Genomic DNA, 20801 nt, shown 5'->3' on the forward strand with positions numbered 1-20801 from the left:
CCGGTTCGCACGTCCATCGCGCCCGGCGGACGACATCACGTCCGCCGGGCGGTAGACCGTCAGGCCGCCGACGTGGGGGCGACGACGCTCTTGACGAAATCGGCGACGGCGGCGCGCAACTCGCGGCTGCGGGGAACCGCGCCGGACATCCAGTACACGCCGTGCACCAGCCCGTCGAATCGGACGGTACGGACGTCCACGCCCTCGGCGCGCAGCCGAGCGCCGTACTGTTCGGCCTCGTCGCGGGTGACCTCGTTCTCCGTCGTGAGGATGAGGGCCGGCGGGAGTCCGTCCACGCGGTCCGCCCGGGTGGGGACGGCATACGGGTTGTCGGCGTCCTCCGGTGCGGACAGGTACTGCTCCCAGAACCAGTCCAGGGCCGCGGCGGTGATGAGGTAGCCGTCGGCGTAGTCGATTCGGGACGGCAGCTGAGCGTTCGGGTCGATCACCGGGTAGATCAGCACCTGTCCGCGAAGGGCCGGCCCTCCCTGGTCTCGCGAGCGCAGCGCGGTGACGGCCGCCAGATTCCCCCCGGCGCTGTCGCCCATCACCACTATGTTGCCCGGGTCCCCGCCGTGCTCGGCGATGTGCGCGGCGACCCAGTTCAGCGCGGCCCAGGCGTCGTCGGCGGCCGCCGGAAACCGATGTTCGGGCGCCCGGCGGTAGGCGGCGGTCACGACGACCGTTCCCGTCTCGTTCGCGAGTGCCCGGGCGGGTTCGTCGACCACCTCGAGATCACCGGCGACGAACCCACCGCCGTGGAAGTAGAGCACCACCGGGCGCGGACCGGTCCCTTCGGGAAGGTGGATCCGGAGCGGAAGCTCGGTGGTGTCGCTGACATAGTGGAGGTCTTCGATCCGGGCGACCGGTTCGGACGGGGCCTGCAAGCCGGTGAACGTCGACACGACCGCGCGGGCTTCGTCGACGGACATGTTCTCGAACGATTTCAGTCCTTGCGCCTGCAGTCCCGCGAGCAGTTGCTCGACGTGGTGGTCGAGTGCCATGGCATTTCCTTCCGGGGAATGGACGGTGGGGTCAGGAGACGGCGGTCGCGACCACCGCGCGCGAACTCGTCGTGTCGAAGCCGGTGTAGCCGCCGGCGACGACCTCGGCGCAGGTCTGCCGGTAGGTCGGGGCACCGCCGAGGTAGACCATGCAGGCCCTCGGCTTGCCGGGGATGTTGGCGCCCATGTACCAGGAGTTCGTCTGCGGCAGGAGGGTTTGCCCGGCGATCTCGTTGGTCAGGTGCAGCCAGTCGGTCTCGGCCTGCGCGGTCGGCTCGATCACGTCGAGGTCGTGTGCGCGCAGATAGTCGATCGCGTCGGTGGCGAAGTCGACGTGGTCCTCGATGGCCAGCGGCATGTTGTAGAGCACCGACGGCGACTGCGGCCCGGTGATGGTGAACAGGTTCGGGAACCCGTGGATCATGATGCCGAGGTATGTCCGCGGCCCGTGGGCCCATTTCTCGGCCAGCGTCTGTCCGCCGCGGCCGCGGATGTCCATCGCCAGCAGCGGCCCGGTCATGGCGTCGAAGCCGGTGGCCAGCACGACGGTGTCCACCTCGTACGTGCGCTCCCCCACCCGGACCCCGGTGGCGGTGATCTCGTCGATCGGAGTGTCCTTCACATCGACGATGTGCACGCTCTCGCGGTTGTAGGCCTCGTAGTAGTTCGTCTCGAGCGGGGGACGCTTGGTGCCGTAGGCGTAGCCCTCGGGTGCGAGCTTGTCGGCCTTGGCCGGGTCCTGCACCCGCTCGCGGATGCGTTCGCGGATGTACTCGGCGATGGTGTCGTTGGCCTTCTTGTCGAACAGGATGTCCTGGAAGCTGTCGATGAACAGCCGGAACCCGCCGGCGTTCCAGCGCTCGTCGAACACCCGGCGGCGCTCCTGCGCGTCGACGGCCAAAGCCGAGGGCTGGACCTGGTCGAACGGGACGCCGAGGAAGTGGTTGCGGGCTGCGTCGCGCAGACTCCGGTAGTTCTGCTTGGCCTCGGTCTCCACCTCCGGGTCGAGCGGCCCGTTGCCCAGCGGGGTGGCGAAGTTGGGGGTGCGCTGGAAGACGATCAGCTCCGCCGCCTCCTCGGCGATCAGGGGGATCGCCTGGATGCCGCTCGCACCGGCGCCGATGACCGCGACACGCTTGCCTGCGAAGTCCACGCCCTCGTGCGGCCAGTTGCCGGTGAGCAGGACCTCGCCGCGGAAGTTCTCGATGCCGCCGAACTCGGGAGTCTTGGGGACCGAGAGGTTGCCGGCGCCGGAGATGAAGTACCGGCTGCGCACGCTGCGGCCGTCATCGGTGTGCACCGTCCACATCGAGTTCTCGTCGTCCCAGTGCACCCCGATCACCCGGGTGTCGAAGGTGATCCCCCTGCGTAGGTCGAAGCGGTCGGCGACGTGCTCGAGGTACCGCAGGATCTCCGGCTGGCCGGCGAACTTCTCGCTCCACCGCCACTCCTGCTGCAGCTCTTCGTCGAAGGAGTACGAGTAGTGGATGCTCTCGATGTCGCAGCGAGCGCCCGGGTAGCGGTTCCAGTACCAGGTGCCGCCCACGTCGGCGCCGGCCTCGAACACCCGCACCGCCAGGTTCATCGTGTCGCGCAGCTTGTGCAGGGCGTACAGGCCGGCGAAGCCGGCTCCCACGACGACGACGTCGACGTCGGGAGCGGAGAAATCGGTTTCGGTCATGGTGCGGGCTCCTCACGATCAATGGGGTTCGGCCCCGTCCGGGGCGCTTCGATGCCTGACCACGACAATGACCCGCGTCACCTCACCCCCACGCGGGGGAAATCACCCCTTTCGATACCTGTGTTGGGCGTCACACCGCATTCGGGTATGTTCTGACCACTATCTCTGGGAAGCGTGAAGATGGAGTCCCCCCTGCCCCGCACCAAAGGGCTGACGCCCTCGCTGACCAGTTTCGTCGGCCGTCGCCGGGAGATCGACGAGGCTCGGGCCCGCCTGCAACAGGCCCGGCTCCTGTCGTTGCTCGGTCCGGGCGGGGTCGGCAAGACTCGGCTGGCGGAGGAGATCGCCCTCCGCTCCGCCCGCGCCTTCCGCGACGCCTTCTGCTGGATCGACCTCGCCGTGGTCCGCGATCCCGAGGCGCTCCCGTCGGCTGCGGCCGCGGCGCTCGGCGTCACCGACCAGTCCACCCGTCCCGTGCGGGACAAGATCCTCGATCACCTGCGGGACCGCCACATGCTGATCGTGGTCGACAACTGTGAGCACCTGCTCGACGCGGCGGCCGCGTTCGTCACCACGGTCCTCACCGGCGCACCCGAGGTGCGCGTTCTGGCGACGAGCCGGGAGCCGCTCGGCGTCGGCGGCGAATTCACCTACGTGCTGCCGCCGCTGAGCACCCCGACGGAATCGACCGGCAACCGCGCCGCCGACCTGGCCCTGTTCGAATCGGTCACGCTTCTCGTCGAGCGCACCCAGAGTGTGGTCGCCGAATTCCGGATGACCGACGCCAACGCCGACGCCGTCGCCCAGCTGTGCATCCAGCTCGACGGCATCCCCCTGGCCATCGAACTCGCCGCAACCCGGTTGCGGACCCTGTCCCCCGCCCAGCTCGTCGAACGGCTCGACCGGCGCTTCGCCCTGCTCACCGGCGGCAACCGCGCGGCCGTGCCCCGGCAGCAGACGCTCCGGGCGCTGATCGACTGGAGCTACGAACTGTGCTCCGCACCGGAGCGCACGCTGTGGGCGCGGCTGTCGGTCTTTCCCGGCAGCTTCGATCTCGAAGCCGCCGAGTCGATCTGCGGGGACGAAGACCTTCCCCCGGAACAGGTGATGGATCTGCTCGACGGTTTGGTGTCGAAATCGCTTGTCACGGTCGATCGTTCCGCAGAGGCCTTCCGCTACTCGCAGTTGATGACCGTGCGCGAGTACGGGCACGAGCTGCTCGACGCCGGTGGACGACGGAACGATCTGTACCGGCGGCACCGAGACCACTACCTCGAGCGGGCGCAACGTCACGCGGCGGACTGGTACGGGCCGAGACAATCGGAACTGTTGTCGCGGTGGCGGATCGACCATCCGAACTTCATGGCCGCGCTCGACTGGTCGCTACGGGACGACAGCGACCTGTCGGCCGCGGCCGCCCTCGCCGTGGCGCTTCGGTATCACTGGATCGCGGGAGGCAACCTCTCCCACGGCCGCACCAGGCTCGAGCGGCTTCTGCAACGACTGCCCCGGTCCACTCGCGACCGGGGCCACGTCCTGTGGGTGACCGCGTGGACGGCCCTGATCCAGGGGGACCGGGAGGGAGCCGCACTTCATCTTGCCGAATGCGGATCCATCGCAGCCGAACTGGAAGATGCCGAGTTGCAGGCGCACCACGACCACTGGGCTGCCCTGCACGCCTTGTTCTGCGGACGAACCACCGACGCGATCGATCTCTACGACGCGGCGATCGCCGTTCATCGCACCCGAGGCGATCGCGCAGCAACCCTCACCGCCTTGTTCCAGCTGGCCATGGCCCAGACCTACGACGGCCGGCTCGACGACGCACTCGCCACGTGTGCACACGTGATCCACGTGGCGGACGAGCACGGCGAGCAGTGGAACAAGGCGTACGCCCTGTGGGTTTCGAGCCTGGCCTACTTCCACCTCGGCCGGATCGACGACGCCGTCGACGCCGCGGAACAGGCACTGCACATCCAGCGCGACTTCAAGGACAAGATCTGCACCGCCCTGTCGATCGAACTTCTCGCCTGGGCGGCGGAAGCCGTCGGTCACACCGAGCGGTCCGCCACGCTCTTCGGCGCGGCCAGGGCGGTGTGGCAGCGACTCGGCACGTCCGTCGCCGCCTTCGGTCCCCATATCACGGGTGATTCGGCGCACTGGGAACAGCGGGTCCGACAGTCGCTGGGAGCGAAGAAGTATGCGCGCCTGTCGACACCGCCGGCACACCCGGCCATCGAGCAGGCTGTCGACACGGCTCTCGGGACGCCCGCGGGCGGATCGGCGACCGCGTCACCCACCGCCTCCCCGTTGACCCGCAGGGAAGAGGAGGTGGCCGAACTCGTCGCCCGGGGCCTCAGCAACCGGGAGATCGCGGATCAGCTCGTGATCTCGCACCGGACGGTCGACGGGCACGTCGAACACATCCTGGACAAACTGGGCGTCGGATCCCGCACCCAGGTGGTCGCCTGGGTGCACGCCCGCGCCGCGGGAGCGGCACACGCGCCCGGCTGACGGCCGCCGCGGGACTCGGGGTGCGACGTCGTTCAGCCGCGCGCCGCGATCCGTGCCTGCACCTCCGGCCGGCGCAGCGGCGGCACCGTCGGCGGCGGCTGCCGGCGCGGCGGGAGCCGGTCGAGCAGTCGCATGGTGACGGCCGTGACCTCGGCGACGGCCTCCTCGAACGGTTCGCGGGTGGCGTCGGACAGTTTGTGGACGCCGCTGACCTTGCGCACGTACTGGCGGGCGGCGGCCTCGATCTCCTCGGCGGTCGCTGCCGGCTCGAGCCCGCGCAGCTCCGTGATGTTCCGGCACATGGACCGAGGGTAACCCGGGTCCTCAGCCGAGGCGACCGCCGAGCATGCCGCGCAGCGCATTCAGGCACAGCTCCCGCAGCTGCGTCCCGGTGACCGTGGGGTGATCGTGCCAGTCGACGCACACGCTGCGCACGAGGGCGATCCATCCCTGCACGGCCACCGCGACGAGTTCGCGTTCGTCGTCGGGCGGGGCGAGCGCGTCGAGGATGCGTTCCTGCTGAACGCCGAGTTCGGCGTCGACGATCGCGCGGATACCGGCGTCGGCGGAGTCCGCGGCCCGGTTGACCGCCGCGACGCCCTGCCGGTGCGACGCGACGTAGTCGAGGTAGGCGTCGAGGCCCGCGATGATCCGCTCGGCGACGGTGAGCTGCGGATCCGGTTCGGTGACGGCGAGCAGCCGGTCGGACTCGCGCTGGACGACCGCCGCCATGAAGTCTCGTTTGGTCGGAAAGTAGTGGTACATCAGGCCGCGCGAGACCCCGGCGAGTTCGGCGACCTCCTCGATCCACACGTCCTCGTAGGCGCGCTCGGCGAACAGGCGCGCGCCGATGTCGAGCAGCTGCGCGCGGCGCTGCTCGGGATCGAGTCGTCGGCGGGATCGGGCCACGGACTCAATCTAGTTCTTGACACCCGTCCGTCCCGGCGTAGCGTGATTACTGTACACGGATTCAATAACTGGGGGTCGGAGCATGGCCATGGCCACGTCACGGGTGTTCGACACAGAAATTCCGCGCCCGCCGAAACGTCTCCCCCTCGTCGGCGACGTCCTGGGCATGTCGCTCGAGACCCCGGTGCAGAACTCGATGGCAATCCACAAGGCCCTCGGCCCGGTGTTCGAGCGCACGGCCTTCGGCCGCCGCTTCGTGTTCGTCTGCTCCGGCGAGCTCACGGCCGAGCTGTCCGACGAGAAACGCTTCGCCAAGCACCTCGCGCCGGGTGTGGAGGCCCTGCGCGCGATCGGCGGCGACGGGCTGTTCACCGCCTTCAACGAGGAACCGAACTGGCGCCGCGCGCACGAGCTGCTGATGCCTGCGTTCACCCAGCAGGCGATGCGCCGGTACCACGCCACGATGCTCGACGTCACCGCCCAGCTCGTCGCACACTGGGACCGTACGGCGCGCAGCGGCGGCGACGTGGACATCGCCGCGGACATGACGAAGCTGACGCTGGAGACCATCGGCCGCAGCGGCTTCAGCTACTCGTTCGAGCCGTTCGAGCGTGCGGCGCGGCACCCGTTCGTCGAGGCGATGGTCGGCGGACTCTCGTTCTCGCAGCGCAGCATGCTGCGCACCGTGCCGGTCGTCGGGCGCTTCCTCTTCCCCGCCGCCAAGCGGCAGTACGACCTCGACCGGGCGCACATGCGCGACGTCGTCGACGCGGTGATCCACAGCAGGCGCGACGCCCCCGGCCCCGCCCCCGACGACCTGCTCGAGCTGATGCTGCGGGCGGCACGGGAGGACGATCCCAACAAGCTCGACGAGATCAACATCCGCAACCAGGTGCTCACCTTCCTCGTCGCCGGTCACGAAACAACTTCGGGCGCATTGTCGTTCGCTCTCTACTACCTGATGCGCGACCCACAGGCCTACGCGCGGGCGCGGGCGGAGGTCGAGGAGATCTGGGGCGACGGCGAGCCCGCATTCGAGCAGATCGCCAAGCTGCGCTACGTCCGCCGGGTGCTCGACGAGGCGCTGCGCCTGTGGCCGACCGCGCCCGCGTACGCGCGGGAGGCGAGGGTGGACACCACCCTCGCCGGCCGATACCGGATGCGTGCCGGCGACTGGGTGCTCGTGCTGCTGCCCGCGGTGCACCGCGACCCGGCGGTCTGGGGCGACGACGCCGACGAGTTCGACCCCGACCGCTTCCTGCCCGAACGGGTCCGGGCCCGGCCCGCGCACGTGTACAAACCGTTCGGCACCGGCGAACGCGCTTGCATAGGAAGGCAGTTCGCGCTGCACGAGGCCACGCTCGTGCTGGGAACCCTGTTGCGCCGCTACGACCTGGCGATGGACCCCGCCTATCGGCTGAAGGTGGCCGAACGGCTCACCCTCATGCCGGAGGGACTACACGCCCGGGTGTCCTTGCGGTCCTGAGCCGGCGCCCACCCGTGTCGTAGGCTGAGCCGGGCGGGTGGGAGAGGCCCGCACGGGAGGGAGAAACCATGAGATTCGGTTCCGCAGGCGTCACGGCGGCGGCGCTGTCCACGATCGTTGCGGCCCTGGTCGTCCCGGCGACGGCGCAGGCGGGGCCCACCGCCGACGTCGTCGCGGGCCGGGAGCGGGTGAAGGTGACGGTGCACGGTGTGCCCGTCCATCCGGAGAGCTGCCGTGTCGATCCCGATGCGGACGGCCACACCCGCAGCCTGCCCGTCGAACCGTCCGGTTCGATGGTCGCCCACGGCGTCGCACCCGGACCGCGGCGCGTGCTCGTCTGGTGCCCGGACGGGGGCATCGTCCACGAGCAGATCGTCCACGTCCTGCCCGCCGATCCGCTCGCCGACCTCGCCGACCACGCGTTCCGCACCGCCGGCAGCAGCGACCGGGTCACCGATCCGACCCTGCGCTGACGCGCCGGTGTGTCTCTTGGGCTGCCCTGACAGCCCAAGGGACACACCGGCGGCGCAGCCGCCTGTCTACACCCGCTCGATGATCGTCACGTTGGCGGTGCCGCCGCCCTCGCAGATCGTCAGCAGGCCGTAGCGACCCTCGCGGCGCTCGAGCTCGTTCAGCAGAGTCGCCATCAGCTTGGTGCCGGTGGCGCCGAGCGGGTGGCCCAGCGCGATGGCGCCGCCGTTGACGTTGACCTTGGCCGGGTCGGCGCCGATCTCCTTGATCCAGGCCAGCACGACGGGGGCGAAGGCCTCGTTGATCTCGATCAGGTCGATGTCGTCGATGCTCAGGCCGGTCTTCTCCAACGCATGCTGCGTCGCCGGGATGGGCGCGCTGAGCATGAAGATCGGGTCGTCGCCGCGGGCACTGAGGTGGTGGATCCGGGCGCGGGGCTTCAGGCCGTACTTGCGCACGGCCTCGTCGGAGGCGAGCAGCACCGCCGAGGCACCGTCGGAGATCTGGCTGGCGACGGCGGCGGTGAGCCGGCCGCCCTCGACGAGCGTCGCGAGTGACGCCATCTTCTCGAGGCTCGTCTCGCGGGGTCCCTCGTCGACGGTGGCGTCGCCGAGCGGGACGATCTCGCCCTCGAACCGGCCCTCGGCGATGGCCGCCTTGGCCCGCTCATGGCTCTGCAACGCCCAGCGCTCGAGGTCCTCGCGGCTGAGATCCCACTTGTCGGCGATCATCTCGGCGCCGCGGAACTGCGAGACCTCCTGGTCGCCGTAGCGCTCGGTCCAGCCGGTCGAACCGCCGAACGGGGTGTCGAAGCCGTACTGCTGCCCGACGATCATGGCCGCGGAGATCGGGATCTGCGACATGTTCTGCACGCCGCCGGCGACGATGAGGTCGGCGGTGCCGGACAGGATGGCCTGCGCACCGAAGTGCAGGGCCTGCTGGCTCGACCCGCACTGCCGGTCGACGGTGACGCCGGGAACGTGCTGCGGGTAGCCGGCGGCGAGCCACGCGGTGCGGGCGATGTTGCCGGCCTGGCCACCGATGGCGTCGACGCAGCCGAAGACGACGTCGTCGACGTCGCTCGGGTCGATGCCGGTGCGGTCGACGATCGCCTTGATCACGTGCGCGCCCAGGTCGGCCGGGTGGACGGCGGACAGGCCGCCGTTCTTCTTGCCGATCGGGGTGCGTACCGCGTCGACGATGTATGCCTCGGTCATGAGGGACTCCTAGTCGGTTCCGGGGAAGGTCGGTTCAGGGGTTGGCAAGTCCGTCGAGCACGATGGACAGGTACTGCTGCGCCACCTTGTCGGCGGTGAGGGTGCCGCCGGGCCGGTACCAGCGCACGGCCACCCACACGGTGTCGCGCAGGAACCGGAAGACGAGTTCGACGTCGACGTCCGGCCGGAACGTGCCGTCGGCGATGCCGCGCTCGATCACCCCCACCCACAGGTCGCGGAATTCGGTGTTGAGGTCGGAGATGTAGGAGAACCGCTCGTTCTCCACGAGCCGCTTGGCCTCGTCCTGGTAGATCGCGACCGCGGCGTGCGACTTGTCGATCGATTCGTACGACGCGGTGATGAGCGCCTCGAGGGTGGCGCGGGAGTCCGCCCCCGAGGCGACGATCTCGCGGTAGCGGCCGAACAGGTCGTCGAGGAATCCCCGCAGGATCTCGTCGACCATCGACTCCTTGGAGTCGAAGTGATGATAGAGACTGCCCGACAGGATGCCCGCGGCGTCGGCGATGTCGCGCACGGTGGTGGCACGCACCCCGCGCGAGGCGAACAGCTGAGCGGCGATATCGAGCAACTCGGCGCGACGCCCGGACTTGGCAGCATCGTCTCTGGGAGGAGTCATGGAGGCATCCTTTCAGGCTGCCGTGCGCGGTTCCGGTGGCGGCGGCTACCGGAACCGCGCACGGGTCAGGCCCTCTGCGAGGAGATCGAGACGACCTCGCCGGTCAGGTACGTGGTGTAGTCGCTGGCGAGCATGGCGATGGTCGCGGCGATCTCCCAGACCTCCGCGGCCCGCCCGTACGCCTCGTCGGCGGCGAGCCGGTCGAGCAGGTCCTCGCTGGTGACCTTCGCGAGGAAGGCGTGCCGCGCGATCGACGGGGCGACGGCGTTGATCCGGACCCCGTACTCGGCGGCCTCGATCGCCGAGCAGCGGGTCAGCGCCATCACGCCGGCCTTGGCGGCCGCGTAGTGCGCCTGCGAGTGCTGCGCGCGCCAGCCGAGCACCGAGGCGTTGTTGACGAGAACGCCGCCGTGGCCGGCCGACCGGAAGTAGCGCAGCGCGGCGCGGGTGGCGCGGAAGGTGCTGGTGAGGGTGATGTCGAGGACACGGTCCCACTGTTCGTCGGTCATGTCGACCACCGGGGTCTCACCGCCGAGGCCGGCGTTGTTGACCAGCACGTCGATGCGCCCGAGCCGGTCGGCGGCGCCGGTGATCAGCGCGTCGACCTGCTCGGTGGAGGAGACGTCGCACACGAGAGCGTCGACCTGCTGCGACGGGAACTCGGCGGCGAGCTTGTCGACCGTCTCCCCGAGCCGACGCTCGTGGAAGTCCGAGACGAGCACGTCGCCGCCCTCGAGCAGGGCGCGACGGGCGGTCGCGAAACCGATGCCGGTGCCGGCGGCGGCGGTGACGACGACCTTCTTGCCGGCGAGCAGGCCGTGGCCCGGGGTCTCGACGGGCGGCGTGGCGAGGGGGGAAGTGGTCACGGACGGGCCTCTCGGGGAAGGCCGAGCACGCGCTCGGCGATGATGTTGCGCTGGACCTCGTTGGATCCGCCGTAGATGGTGTCGGCGCGGGTGAACAGGAACAGCCGTTGCCACTCGGCGAGCTCGAGATGCTCGGGATCCGAGAGCACCGTCGGGTTGCCGGCATGGTCGTGCTCCGGCCCGACGAGCGAGGCCGGGCCCTGCACGTCCATCGCGAGCTTGCCGAGGTCGCGGTGCCAATTGGCCCACAGCAGCTTTGCCACCGACGCCTGGCCGGGGTCGGCCTCGCCGAGGGTGCGCACGGCGTGGGCGCGCATCACGCGCAGGCCGATGCGGGCGCGCGCGATCCGCTCGCGGATGTGCGGATCCTCGGCGGCACCGTTGGATGCGGCGAGGTCGGCGACGCCCTGCAGCTCACGGGCGAAGCCGATCTGCTGGCCCAGGGTGGAGACGCCGCGCTCGAAGGTGAGCAGTCCCATCGCGACCTTCCACCCGTCGCCGGGGGCGCCGACGACGAGGTCGGCGTCGGTGACGGCGTCGTCGAAGAAGACCTCGTTGAACTCGGAGGTGCCGGTGAGCTGCTGGATGGGCCGGACCGTGACGCCCGGTTGATCGAGCGGCACGAGCAGGAAACTCAGGCCGTGGTGCCGGGAAGAGCCGGGTTCGGTGCGGCAGACTACGAACGCCCACTGCGCGACGTGTGCGAGGGACGTCCACACCTTCTGGCCGTTGATGATCCACTTGCCGTCCTCGAGCCGGGCGGTGGTGGCGACGTTGGCCAGGTCGGAACCGGCGCCGGGCTCGGAGTAGCCCTGGGCCCACAGTTCGGTGACGTTCCGGATGCCGGGCAGGAAGCGGCGCTTCTGGTCCTCGGTACCGAAGGTGACGAGGGTGGGCCCGAGCAGTTCCTCGCCGAGGTGATTCACGCGGGCCGGCGCGTTCGCCTTCGCGTACTCCTCGTGGAAGATCACCTGCTGTTCGAGGGTGGCGCCGCGTCCGCCGTACTCGGCCGGCCAGCCGATGCAGGTCCATCCGGCGGCGGCGAGATGGCGGTCCCAGGCCAGGCGCTGCTCGAAGTACTCGTGCTCGCTGCCCGGGCCACCTTTGCCCTTCAGCTCGGCGAATTCGCCGGTCAGATTGTCCTCCAGCCACTGCCGGACGGTGGCGGCGAACGCGGCGTTGTCGAAACCCGTGTCGTCCAGTCTCTCGCTCTGATGCACGTCTGTACGATAACCTACCAAGCACTTGCTAGGTAGGGAGCTCCGTGACCGCACAACCGAGAACCACACCGGCGGCCCTCGAACGCGCCGCATCGGCGCACGCCGACCGGACCGCGATCGTCGACGGCGACGTGCAACCGACGTTCGCACAACTGCGCGACCACGTCCGCGAATTCGCCGCCGCCCTCGTCGCCCACGGCGTCGGGCCCGGCGCACGCGTCGCGATCTGGTCGCCCAACACGCACCACTGGATCGTCGCCGCGCTCGGGATCCACTGGGCCGGCGGCATCGTCGTCCCCGTCAACACCCGATACACCGGCGACGAGGCGCACGACATCCTCGACCGGATCGACGCCGGCGCCCTCGTCGTTGCCGGGGACTTCCTCGGCACCGACCGGTACGCGGCCCTGCGCGCCGCGGCGCCGGAACTGCACCTTCCCACCGTCGTGCGGGTCCCGCTGGGTGGGACCGACGCCCCCGCCGACGGCGTGGTGGACTGGGACGAGTTCCTGGCCTCGGCGACGGAGGACGCGCGCGCCGAAGCCGACGCCCGCGCGCGGGCCGTCTCCCCCGACGACGTCTCCGACATCCTGTTCACCTCCGGCACCACCGGGCGCAGCAAGGGTGTGCTCAGCGCCCACCGGCAGCTGATCGGGGTCGCCCGGGCGTGGGCGGACTGCGCCGAACTCACGCCGGACGACAACTATCTCGTCATCAACCCGTTCTTCCACAGCTTCGGATACAAGGCCGGTTTCGTCGCGGCGCTGCTCGCGGGCAGCACCGTCGTGCCGATGGCGGTGTTCGACGTCGAGAAGGTGATGGCCACCGTCGCCGACCGGCGGATCAGCGTGCTGCCCGGGGCGCCGACGATCTACCAGAGCATCCTCGACCACCCCCGCCGCGACGAATTCGACATGTCGTCCCTGCGGATCGCGGTCACCGGGGCCGCACCCGTGCCCGTCGCGCTCGTCGAACGCATGCAGAACGAACTGAGCTTCGACGCGGTGCTCACCGCGTACGGGCAGACCGAGGCCGTGGTCGCGACGATGTGCCGCACCGACGACGATCCCGTCACCGTCTCCACCTCCTCCGGCCGCGCCACCGCCGGCTTCGAGGTCCGCATCGGCGACAAGGGCGAGATCCTGCTGCGGGGCCCCAACGTGATGCTCGGCTACCTCGACGACCCGGAGGCCACCGCCAAGACGATCGACGCCGACGGCTGGCTGCACACCGGCGACGTGGGCACCCTCGACGAACGCGGCTACCTCGACATCACCGACCGGCTCAAGGACATGTACATCAGCGGCGGGTTCAACGTCTATCCCGCCGAGATCGAGGCGGCGCTGATGCGCCTGCCCGGCGTGCACGAGGTCGCGGTCATCGGTGTGCCCGACGAGCGCATGGGCGAGGTCGGCCGCGCGTACGTCGTCGCCCTCGAGGGCAGCGGCCTGACCGAGGAGGCCGTGATCGCGTTCTGCAAGGAGAAGCTGGCCAACTTCAAGGTGCCCCGCTCGGTCCGCTTCACCGGGCACCTGCCCCGCAACCCGTCCGGCAAGGTTCTGAAAAACATTCTGCGTGAGGAGAAGTCATGACCGTCCCCTACGAACCCGACGTCGTCACCTACGAGGTGCGCGACGGCGTCGCGATCGTCACCCTCAACCGGCCGGACTACCGCAACGCGCAGAACTCGGTGATGACCTACGCCCTCGACGCCGCGTTCGAACGGGCCGTCGAGGACGACGAGGTGAAGGTGATCGTGCTCGCCGGCAACGGCAAGCACTTCTCCGCCGGCCACGACCTGGGGACCCCCGGGCGTGATCACCACGTGCACTACGACAACAAGGCCGTCATGTGGTGGGACCACGTCGACAAGCCCGGCGGCGACCAGCGCTACGCCCGCGAGATGGAGGTGTACCTGGGCATGTGCCGCCGCTGGCGGGAGATCCCCAAGCCGACGATCGCGATGGTGCAGGGCGCATGCATCGCCGGCGGCCTCATGCTCGCCTGGGTGTGCGACCTGATCGTCGCGTCGGAGGATGCGTTCTTCTCCGATCCCGTGGTGCGCATGGGCATTCCCGGAGTGGAGTACTTCGCCCACCCGTGGGTCCTCGGCACCCGCTTCGCCAAGGAGATCCTCTACACCGGCGACCGCTTCGGCGCCCAGCGCGCGTACGAGGTCGGCATGGTCAACCGCGTCGTGCCGCGCGAGAAGCTCGAGGAGGAGACCCTCGCCCTGGCCGCGCGTATCGCCGAGATGCCGCGGTTCGGCCTGGCCCTGACCAAGCGCGCCGTCAACCAGTGCGAGGACCAGATGGGCATGCGGAACGGCATGGACTCGGTGTTCGGCCTGCACCACTTCGCCCACGCCCACAACGCCGAGGTCGGCACCGACTCCCTCGGCGGCATGAACGCCAAGTCGATGGCGGCGAGCGCCCGCCCCGCCCCCGCGAGCAACGCGGGCCCCACGGCCCAGGACGGAGCGAAGTAGTGGATCTCGAGTTCGACGACGCAACCCTCGCCTTCCGCGACGAGGTCCGCGCGTTCCTCGCCGAGCACGTCCCGCAGACCCCGCTGAAGTCGATGGACACCGCGGAGGGCTTCGAAGAGCACCGGCGGTGGGAACGAACCCTCGCCGACGCCCGGCTGTCCGTGGTGTCCTGGCCCGAGGAACTCGGCGGCCGCGACGCCTCGCTGCTGCAGTGGGTGGTGTTCGAGGAGGAGTACTACCGCGCCGGGGCACCCGGACGCGTCAGCCAGAACGGCATCTTCCTGCTCGCCCCCACCCTGTTCGAGCACGCCCACCCCGACCAGCTCGCCCGCATCATGCCCCGCATGGCGCGCGCCGACGACATCTGGGCACAGGCCTGGTCCGAACCCGAGTCCGGCAGCGACCTCGCGTCGCTGCGCTCGACGGCCACCCGCGTCGACGGCGGCTGGCTGCTCAACGGGCAGAAGACGTGGAGCTCCCGGGCGTCCTTCGCGGACATGGGCTTCGGCCTGTTCCGCTCCGACCCGGAAGCGCAGCGGCACAAGGGCATCACGTACTTCATGTTCGACCTGCGCGCGGAGGGCGTCACCGTCCGGCCCATCGACCAGCTCGACGGCGAGCCCGGCTTCGCCGAGATCTTCCTCGAGGACGTGTTCGTGCCCGACGACCCCGCCGACCCCGGCGCGTCCGGGGTCATCGGCGGCGTGAACGAGGGCTGGCGGGTCGCGATGAGCACCGCCTCCAACGAGCGCGGCCTGTCGCTGCGCTCCCCCGGGCGGTTCCTCGCCACCGCCGACCGGCTGCTGCAGCTGTACAAGTCGTCGGATCTACACGGGGACGCGGCCCTGCGCAACCGCGTCGCCGACACCTGGATCGGCGCGCGCGCCTACGAGTTGTCCACCTGGGGCACGGTCACGCGATTGCAGGACGGCGGGCAGCTCGGCGCGGAGTCGTCCATCAACAAGGTGTTCTGGTCGGAGTGGGACATTGCCGCCCACGAGACGGCGCTCGACCTGCAGGGCGCCGCCGCCGAGCTGGTCGACGGCTGGACGGACGGTTACCTGTTCTCGCTGTCCGGCCCGATCTACGCCGGCACCAATGAAATCCAGAAGAACGTCATCGCCGAGCGCCTGCTCGGCCTCCCGAAGGGCGACCGATGAGATTCGCGCTCGACTCCTCCCACGAGGACTTCGCGTCCAGTATCGATGCGCTGCTCGCCAAGTCCGACATGCCGGCCGTGATCCGCGCGTGGAGCGCCGGCGACACCGGCCCCGGCCTGAAGGTGTGGCAGCGTCTCGCCGAGATCGGGCTCGGCGGCCTGCTCGTCGGCGAGGACCACGACGGCGTGGGTGCCGACGCGGTCGACCTCGTCGTCGCCGTCGAACAACTCGGCCGCCACGCCGTGCCGGGCCCGGTCGTCGACACCGTCGCCGTCGCCCCGGTGCTGCTCGCGGCCGCGGCGCCGGACCGGTTGCCGGCCCTGGCCTCCGGCACGCTCGCGACCGTCGCCGCCGCTCCGGGCGTGCCGTTCGCGGTCGACGCCGACGTCGCCGACCTGGTGCTGCACGTCGACGGCTCGGCCGTGTCCGTCGGCACCCCCGGGCAGCCGCGCGAGTCCGTCGACCCGGCCCGCCGGCTGTTCCCCGTCTCGGCGGGAGAGTCGTTGGGCGAAGCCGACTTCGGTGCCGCGTTCGACCTCGGCGCGCTCGCCACCGCGGCGCAGCTGCAGGGGCTCGGCCGGACGCTGCTCGAGCGCACCACCGAGTACGCACAGCAGCGCCGGCAGTTCGGCCGGGCCATCGGCTCCTTCCAGGCCGTCAAGCACCACCTCGCCGAGGTGGCCGTCGCGCTGGAGATGGCCCGGCCGCTGCTGCACGGCGCGGCGCTGTCGGTGCGCGACGGGCTGCCGCAGGCGTCGCGGGACGTCTCCGCCGCCAAGGTCGCATGCGGCGACGCCGCCTACCGTGCGGCCCGGACCGCGCTGCAGGTGCACGGCGCCATCGGCTACACCCGGGAACACGATCTGTCGCTGTGGCTGACGAAGGTCCGCGCCCTCGTCACCGCGTGGGGCACGCCCGACGTGCACCGGGCGCGGATCGTCGACGCGCTGGAGGCGTCGTGACGTTCGAAACCGAGGACCGCGCCGCGCTGCGCGAGTCGGTGCGCAACCTGCTCGCCAAGCACTCCGACTCGTCGGCGGTGCGCAAGGCGATCACCGCGCCCGAGGGCTACGACGCCGGCCTGTGGGAGCGGATGGTCGAGCAGATCGGGGTGGCGGCGCTCGCCGTGCCCGAGGACTACGACGGCGTGGGCGCCTCGCTCGCCGAGACCCACGTCGTGCTCGAGGAACTCGGCCGGACACTGACGCCGTCACCGATGCTCGGCTCGGCGGTGCTCGCGGCGCAGGCGCTGCTGCTGTCCGGCGACACCGAAGCATGCGCGCGGCTGCTGCCGGGCATCGCCGCCGGGGAGATCGCGGCCGTGTGCTGGGCCTCGGGGGCGGGCTGGTCGTCGCCGGGGGTGACCGCGACCGGCGACCGGCTCGACGGCACCGCGCACTACGTGCTCGGCGGAGACGTCGCGAGCACCCTGCTGGTGCTCGCGCGCGACGGGGACGCCGTCGCGCTGTTCGAGGTGGATCCGGACGCGACCGGCGTGACCCGGCGCCGGGTGCCGACGATGGACCCGACCCGCAGCCTCGCGCAGTTGCGGTTCGACGGGGTGACCGGACGGCCGCTCGCGTGCCCGGAGGATCTCGTGGACCGGTTGCGCACCGTCGCGCTGATCGCGCTGTCGGCCGAGCAGGTCGGTGCGGCACAGGCCGCGCTGGATCTGACCGTGGAGTACACAAAGAACCGCAAGCAGTTCGGCCGCGTCATCGGGTCCTTCCAGGCGCTCAAGCACCGCATGGCCGACATGTACGCGCTGGTGGAGACCGCGCGCTCGATGTCGTACGCGGCGGCGCTGTCGCAGGATACGCAGGACGCGTATGCGGCGAAGGTGTACTGCTCGGAGGCGTTCGAGCAGGTGGCCGCGGAGACGATCCAGTTGCACGGGGGCATCGCCATCACGTGGGAACACGACGCGCAGCTGTACTTCAAGCGCGCCCACGGCACCGCCCAGCTGTTCGGGCAGCCGCGCGAGTTCCTGGCCGCGATCGGAATGTGACGCCCGCGTGCCCGAGCGAATGAACCATCGCGTCGGCCTGATCGAGTGAGGGGTACATTCGCTCGGGCCGCGGGGCGATCCGGCAGTCGTTAGCCTGGGACGATGAGCACTCCCGTGATCACGCTGAATTCCGGAACCACCATCCCGCAGCTCGGCCTGGGAGTCTGGCAGGCCACCAACGAGCAGACCGAACACGCCGTGCGCTTCGCCCTCGACGAGGCCGGCTACCGGCACATCGACACCGCCGCCGCGTACGGGAACGAGGAGGGCGTCGGGCGCGGTATCGCGGCCTCCGCGGTCCCGCGGGAGGACGTCTTCCTCACCACGAAGCTGTGGAATGCCGACCAGGGCTACGACCGGGCACTGCAGGCGTTCGACGAGAGCCTCCGCCGCCTGGGCACGGACTACGTCGACCTGTACCTGATCCACTGGCCGTTGCAGGACAACGACCGGTTGCTACGCACCTGGGACGCACTCGAGAAGATCGCCGGGTCCGGCCGGGCAAAGGCGATCGGCGTGTGCAACTTCGAGCCGCACCACCTGCAGCTGCTCGTCGATCGCGGCGGCATGCTGCCCGCCGTGGACCAGGTGGAGCTGCACCCGCACCTGCCCCAGCAGGAGATCCGCGCCTTCGCGGCCGACCACGGTATCGCCGTCGAATCGTGGAGCCCGCTGGGCGGTACCAGCAATTCCGGGTGGGGGCGCGATTCCAAGCCGAACACGCTGCTGATCGATCCGATCATCACGCGCATCGCGGACCGGCACAGCAAGTCCGCGGCCCAGGTGCTGATCCGCTGGCACCTGCAGAACGGCCTGATCGTGATTCCGAAGTCGGTCCACGACGCGCGGATCGCGCAGAACTTCGACGTGTTCGACTTCGAACTCGACGACCTCGACCTGAGCGAGATCGCGACCCTCGACGACGGCACGCGCGTCGGCATGCACCCGGACGAGATGAACATCGGCGCGCCGGACTGACGGACGATTCCCGCACGGGCAGCCGCGCCCCTCGGCACGCGGCTGCCCGTTTCCGGGCGTATTCGCCGATCACCTTGCGCTTCCAGGACGCAGCACGAATAGTAGAACACGTTCTCATTCAGGACCCGGCCGGTCGCGGGTTCGCGATCGGTTCGCGCAGAGGGGCAGGACGTGACGACACACATGATCTCGGGCACCCCGATCGAGATGCCGGTGCGGATTCGGACCGCGACGGCATTCATGGCGATGTACTCGGTGCCCGCCGCCCCGGCTCGGGCCCTGATCGATCACACGGGACTCGAACTGCTGCACCACCGCCCGGGGCGCGGTATCTGCATCCTGGTGTTCGTGGACTACGTCGACGGAGATCTCGGACCCTACAACGAGTTCGGCGTGTGCTTCCTCGTTCGTGACCATCGCCGGCGCGGCGGTACCGTGCTGCAGGATCTGCGGGAACTCGCCCGCGGCGGCGCCGGTGCCCTGATCCATCAACTGCCCGTCGACGGCGAGTTCACCCTGGCGGCAGGACGGGGAATCTGGGGGTTCCCCAAGATCCTCGCCGACTTCGACGCCGACCACGCCGGCGCCGTCAAGCGCGCGTCGGTGAGCCGGGACGGGCAGCTGATCGCGGAACTGTCGGTGCGCCCGGGCCTCGCGGTTCCCGGGCGTGGTGCCGCCGCCTCCGTCACGGCCTACTCCCATCTGGACGGGATCACCCGGCGCACCGGATGGGCGATGAATCCCGCCGGCGTGCGCAGCCGCGTCGGCGGTGCCACCCTGCGCCTCGGAACCCACCCCATCGCCGGCGAACTGCGCGCGCTGGGGCTGCCCCGGCGCGCGCTGCTCACCTCGTCGATCCCCCGCCTGCAGATGACCTTCGGAGACGCCGAACCGATCTGATCCGGCCTTCGGGTTTCGACGCCCGTCGCAGCGGGCACCCACCGACTCGAAGACACAATCGATCGGTGAGGTCACCATGATCAACAACAGCGACATCGATGCACTTGTCGGCGCCACCGTCTACGGACCCGGCGGCGACAAGCTCGGCAAGGTCGGCGAGGTCTACCTCGACAACCGCACCGGGAACCCTGCTTGGATCACCGTCGTCACCGGCCTGTTCGGCACCCGTCGGCATTTCGTGCCGATCGACGTCGCCGAGCTGGACGGCAAGGACATCCGTCTGCCGTTCGACAAGGACACGGTGACCGGCGCCCCGAACATCGACGAGGACGGCCGTCTCACCCCCGAGGAGGAGACGCAGCTCTACCGCTACTACGACAGGGCGGATACCGACACCGACACCGGTCGTGCACCGGACGCCGACCGGACGCCCGACGCCGATCGGCTGCGCGACACCGACCGGACGCCGGACACCGACCGGACACCCGACGCCGATCGGCTGCGCGACACCGACCGGACACCGGAGACCCATCGGACGCCGCAAGGAGGCGCGCCGGGTGTGTCCACCTCGGCTCCGCCGTCGGCCACACCGTCGCATCCCGGTGGCACCGGTGACACAACGCAACACGGCGCCCCCTCGCCCGGCCCGCGACTCCACAAGCGGGTCGTGACCACCGAGTACTACGTCGACGAGGGCGCCCCCGGCCAGCACCCCGACCAGGAGGACCGACGATGATCGAACGTGAGCCCGCCGGTGCCAGTGCCGCCGGCCGAGACCCCGTTCCCGGCCGCGACCCCGTTCCCGGCCGCGAGCGCGTGGTCACGGACGACCGGGTGACGGACCGCACCACCACCGCCGCCGCTCCCTTCGAGGAGCGGGTGACGACGAAGCCGGCCAAGACGAGTGTGGCCGCCGCCCTCGCACTCGCTGTCGGCACCGCCGCCCTGGTGTGCGTGCTCTCGCTCGTCCTCTCCCCCGTGGGCCTGGTGCTGTCCCTCGTCGGGCTCGTGCTCGGCATCGTGGGTCTTCGCGCGGCACGTCGCCTCGGCGTGACCGGGCGCGGCGTCGCCATCGCGGGCATCGTGCTCAGCATCGTCTCGCTCGTGCTGTCGATCGCCTACGTGGCGGGTGTGGTGACGGTGCTCAACAACGACCGCATGGTCGAGCAGCTCGAACAGCAACTCGACCGGGCCCGCGACCAGCTGCCCGACAGCATCCAGGTGCCCCAGCCCGGCGAGTAACCGTCCGGCCGGCCGTGCCG

General features: G+C 70.3%; 20 protein-coding genes. 12 read left to right on the forward strand and 8 right to left on the reverse strand.

Going from position 1 to position 20801, the window contains the following annotated elements:
- Nucleotides 1-59: 59 nt before the first annotated feature.
- Nucleotides 60-1004, reverse strand: coding sequence for an alpha/beta hydrolase (locus JYA75_RS00415; protein ID WP_029540987.1), 945 nt, complete (start codon nt 1002-1004; stop codon nt 60-62).
- Nucleotides 1005-1035: 31 nt separating this feature from the next.
- Entirely contained in the window at nt 1036-2685 is a 1650-nt protein-coding gene (locus tag JYA75_RS00420) for an NAD(P)/FAD-dependent oxidoreductase (protein ID WP_006937797.1), read from the reverse strand.
- Between the two features lie 180 nt (nt 2686-2865).
- On the opposite strand from JYA75_RS00420, the gene JYA75_RS00425 reads away from it, so the two are divergent.
- Complete coding sequence (locus tag JYA75_RS00425; protein ID WP_198163319.1) at nt 2866-5199, forward strand: LuxR C-terminal-related transcriptional regulator; 2334 nt, start codon at nt 2866-2868, stop codon at nt 5197-5199.
- Nucleotides 5200-5231: 32 nt separating this feature from the next.
- Here the strand turns inward: JYA75_RS00425 and JYA75_RS00430 are convergent, their stop codons facing one another.
- Together JYA75_RS00430 and JYA75_RS00435 are read right to left on the reverse strand one after the other, a co-directional pair.
- A complete protein-coding gene (locus tag JYA75_RS00430; RefSeq protein WP_006937792.1) occupies nt 5232-5501 on the reverse strand; it encodes a DUF2277 family protein in 270 nt (89 codons plus the stop codon).
- A gap of 22 nt (nt 5502-5523) precedes the next feature.
- Nucleotides 5524-6108, reverse strand: a complete 585-nt coding sequence (locus JYA75_RS00435; protein WP_029540975.1) for a TetR/AcrR family transcriptional regulator — start codon at nt 6106-6108, stop codon at nt 5524-5526.
- An 88-nt stretch (nt 6109-6196) separates the two neighbouring features.
- Between JYA75_RS00435 and JYA75_RS00440 the strand changes: the two genes are divergently transcribed.
- A complete protein-coding gene (locus JYA75_RS00440) occupies nt 6197-7594 on the forward strand; it encodes a cytochrome P450 (RefSeq protein ID WP_006937788.1) in 1398 nt (465 codons plus the stop codon).
- 68 nt (nt 7595-7662) lie between these two features.
- Nucleotides 7663-8067 (forward strand): hypothetical protein, encoded by a 405-nt coding sequence (locus JYA75_RS00445; RefSeq protein ID WP_203329575.1) that lies wholly within the window; start codon nt 7663-7665, stop codon nt 8065-8067.
- A gap of 66 nt (nt 8068-8133) precedes the next feature.
- On the opposite strand, the gene JYA75_RS00450 is transcribed toward JYA75_RS00445, so the two are convergent.
- From JYA75_RS00450 to JYA75_RS00465, 4 genes are all read right to left on the reverse strand, one after another.
- Nucleotides 8134-9282: an acetyl-CoA C-acetyltransferase gene (locus JYA75_RS00450; RefSeq protein ID WP_006937784.1), complete on the reverse strand. Its 1149-nt coding sequence runs from the start codon at nt 9280-9282 to the stop codon at nt 8134-8136.
- A gap of 34 nt (nt 9283-9316) precedes the next feature.
- Complete coding sequence (locus JYA75_RS00455) at nt 9317-9919, reverse strand: TetR/AcrR family transcriptional regulator (RefSeq protein WP_043797511.1); 603 nt, start codon at nt 9917-9919, stop codon at nt 9317-9319.
- Nucleotides 9920-9984: 65 nt separating this feature from the next.
- Nucleotides 9985-10785 carry an SDR family oxidoreductase gene (locus JYA75_RS00460; protein WP_006937781.1) on the reverse strand — a complete coding sequence of 267 codons (801 nt, stop codon included), beginning with the start codon at nt 10783-10785 and terminating at the stop codon, nt 9985-9987.
- Nucleotides 10782-12005, reverse strand: a complete 1224-nt coding sequence (locus JYA75_RS00465; RefSeq protein WP_029540967.1) for an acyl-CoA dehydrogenase family protein — start codon at nt 12003-12005, stop codon at nt 10782-10784. The genes JYA75_RS00460 and JYA75_RS00465 overlap by 4 nt, the downstream gene beginning before the upstream one ends.
- A 44-nt stretch (nt 12006-12049) precedes the next feature.
- Here JYA75_RS00465 and fadD3 point away from each other — a divergent pair, with 44 nt between their 5' ends.
- The 9 genes from fadD3 (at nt 12050) to JYA75_RS00510 (ending at nt 20781) form a co-directional block, all read left to right on the forward strand.
- Complete coding sequence (fadD3, locus tag JYA75_RS00470; protein WP_029540963.1) at nt 12050-13597, forward strand: 3-[(3aS,4S,7aS)-7a-methyl-1,5-dioxo-octahydro-1H-inden-4-yl]propanoyl:CoA ligase; 1548 nt, start codon at nt 12050-12052, stop codon at nt 13595-13597.
- Nucleotides 13594-14493 (forward strand): enoyl-CoA hydratase, encoded by a 900-nt coding sequence (locus JYA75_RS00475; RefSeq protein ID WP_029540960.1) that lies wholly within the window; start codon nt 13594-13596, stop codon nt 14491-14493. Before fadD3 ends, JYA75_RS00475 begins: the two co-directional genes overlap by 4 nt.
- Nucleotides 14493-15653: an acyl-CoA dehydrogenase family protein gene (locus JYA75_RS00480; protein WP_006937775.1), complete on the forward strand. Its 1161-nt coding sequence runs from the start codon at nt 14493-14495 to the stop codon at nt 15651-15653. The genes JYA75_RS00475 and JYA75_RS00480 overlap by 1 nt, the downstream gene beginning before the upstream one ends.
- Nucleotides 15650-16615 carry an acyl-CoA dehydrogenase family protein gene (locus JYA75_RS00485; RefSeq protein ID WP_029540956.1) on the forward strand — a complete coding sequence of 322 codons (966 nt, stop codon included), beginning with the start codon at nt 15650-15652 and terminating at the stop codon, nt 16613-16615. Before JYA75_RS00480 ends, JYA75_RS00485 begins: the two co-directional genes overlap by 4 nt.
- On the forward strand, nt 16612-17661 hold the full coding sequence (locus JYA75_RS00490) for an acyl-CoA dehydrogenase family protein (RefSeq protein WP_029540952.1): 1050 nt from the start codon (nt 16612-16614) through the stop codon (nt 17659-17661). Before JYA75_RS00485 ends, JYA75_RS00490 begins: the two co-directional genes overlap by 4 nt.
- A gap of 102 nt (nt 17662-17763) precedes the next feature.
- Complete coding sequence (locus tag JYA75_RS00495; RefSeq protein ID WP_029540948.1) at nt 17764-18639, forward strand: aldo/keto reductase; 876 nt, start codon at nt 17764-17766, stop codon at nt 18637-18639.
- Nucleotides 18640-18822: 183 nt separating this feature from the next.
- Nucleotides 18823-19539: an acetoacetate decarboxylase family protein gene (locus JYA75_RS00500; protein ID WP_043797523.1), complete on the forward strand. Its 717-nt coding sequence runs from the start codon at nt 18823-18825 to the stop codon at nt 19537-19539.
- Nucleotides 19540-19615: 76 nt separating this feature from the next.
- Complete coding sequence (locus tag JYA75_RS00505; protein ID WP_006937763.1) at nt 19616-20275, forward strand: PRC-barrel domain-containing protein; 660 nt, start codon at nt 19616-19618, stop codon at nt 20273-20275.
- Nucleotides 20272-20781: a DUF4190 domain-containing protein gene (locus JYA75_RS00510; RefSeq protein ID WP_006937762.1), complete on the forward strand. Its 510-nt coding sequence runs from the start codon at nt 20272-20274 to the stop codon at nt 20779-20781. The genes JYA75_RS00505 and JYA75_RS00510 overlap by 4 nt, the downstream gene beginning before the upstream one ends.
- Nucleotides 20782-20801 lie beyond the last annotated feature (20 nt).

Origin of the sequence: Rhodococcus sp. PSBB066, from assembly GCF_017068255.1 — a bacterium.
GTDB classification, from domain to species: domain Bacteria; phylum Actinomycetota; class Actinomycetes; order Mycobacteriales; family Mycobacteriaceae; genus Rhodococcus; species Rhodococcus aetherivorans.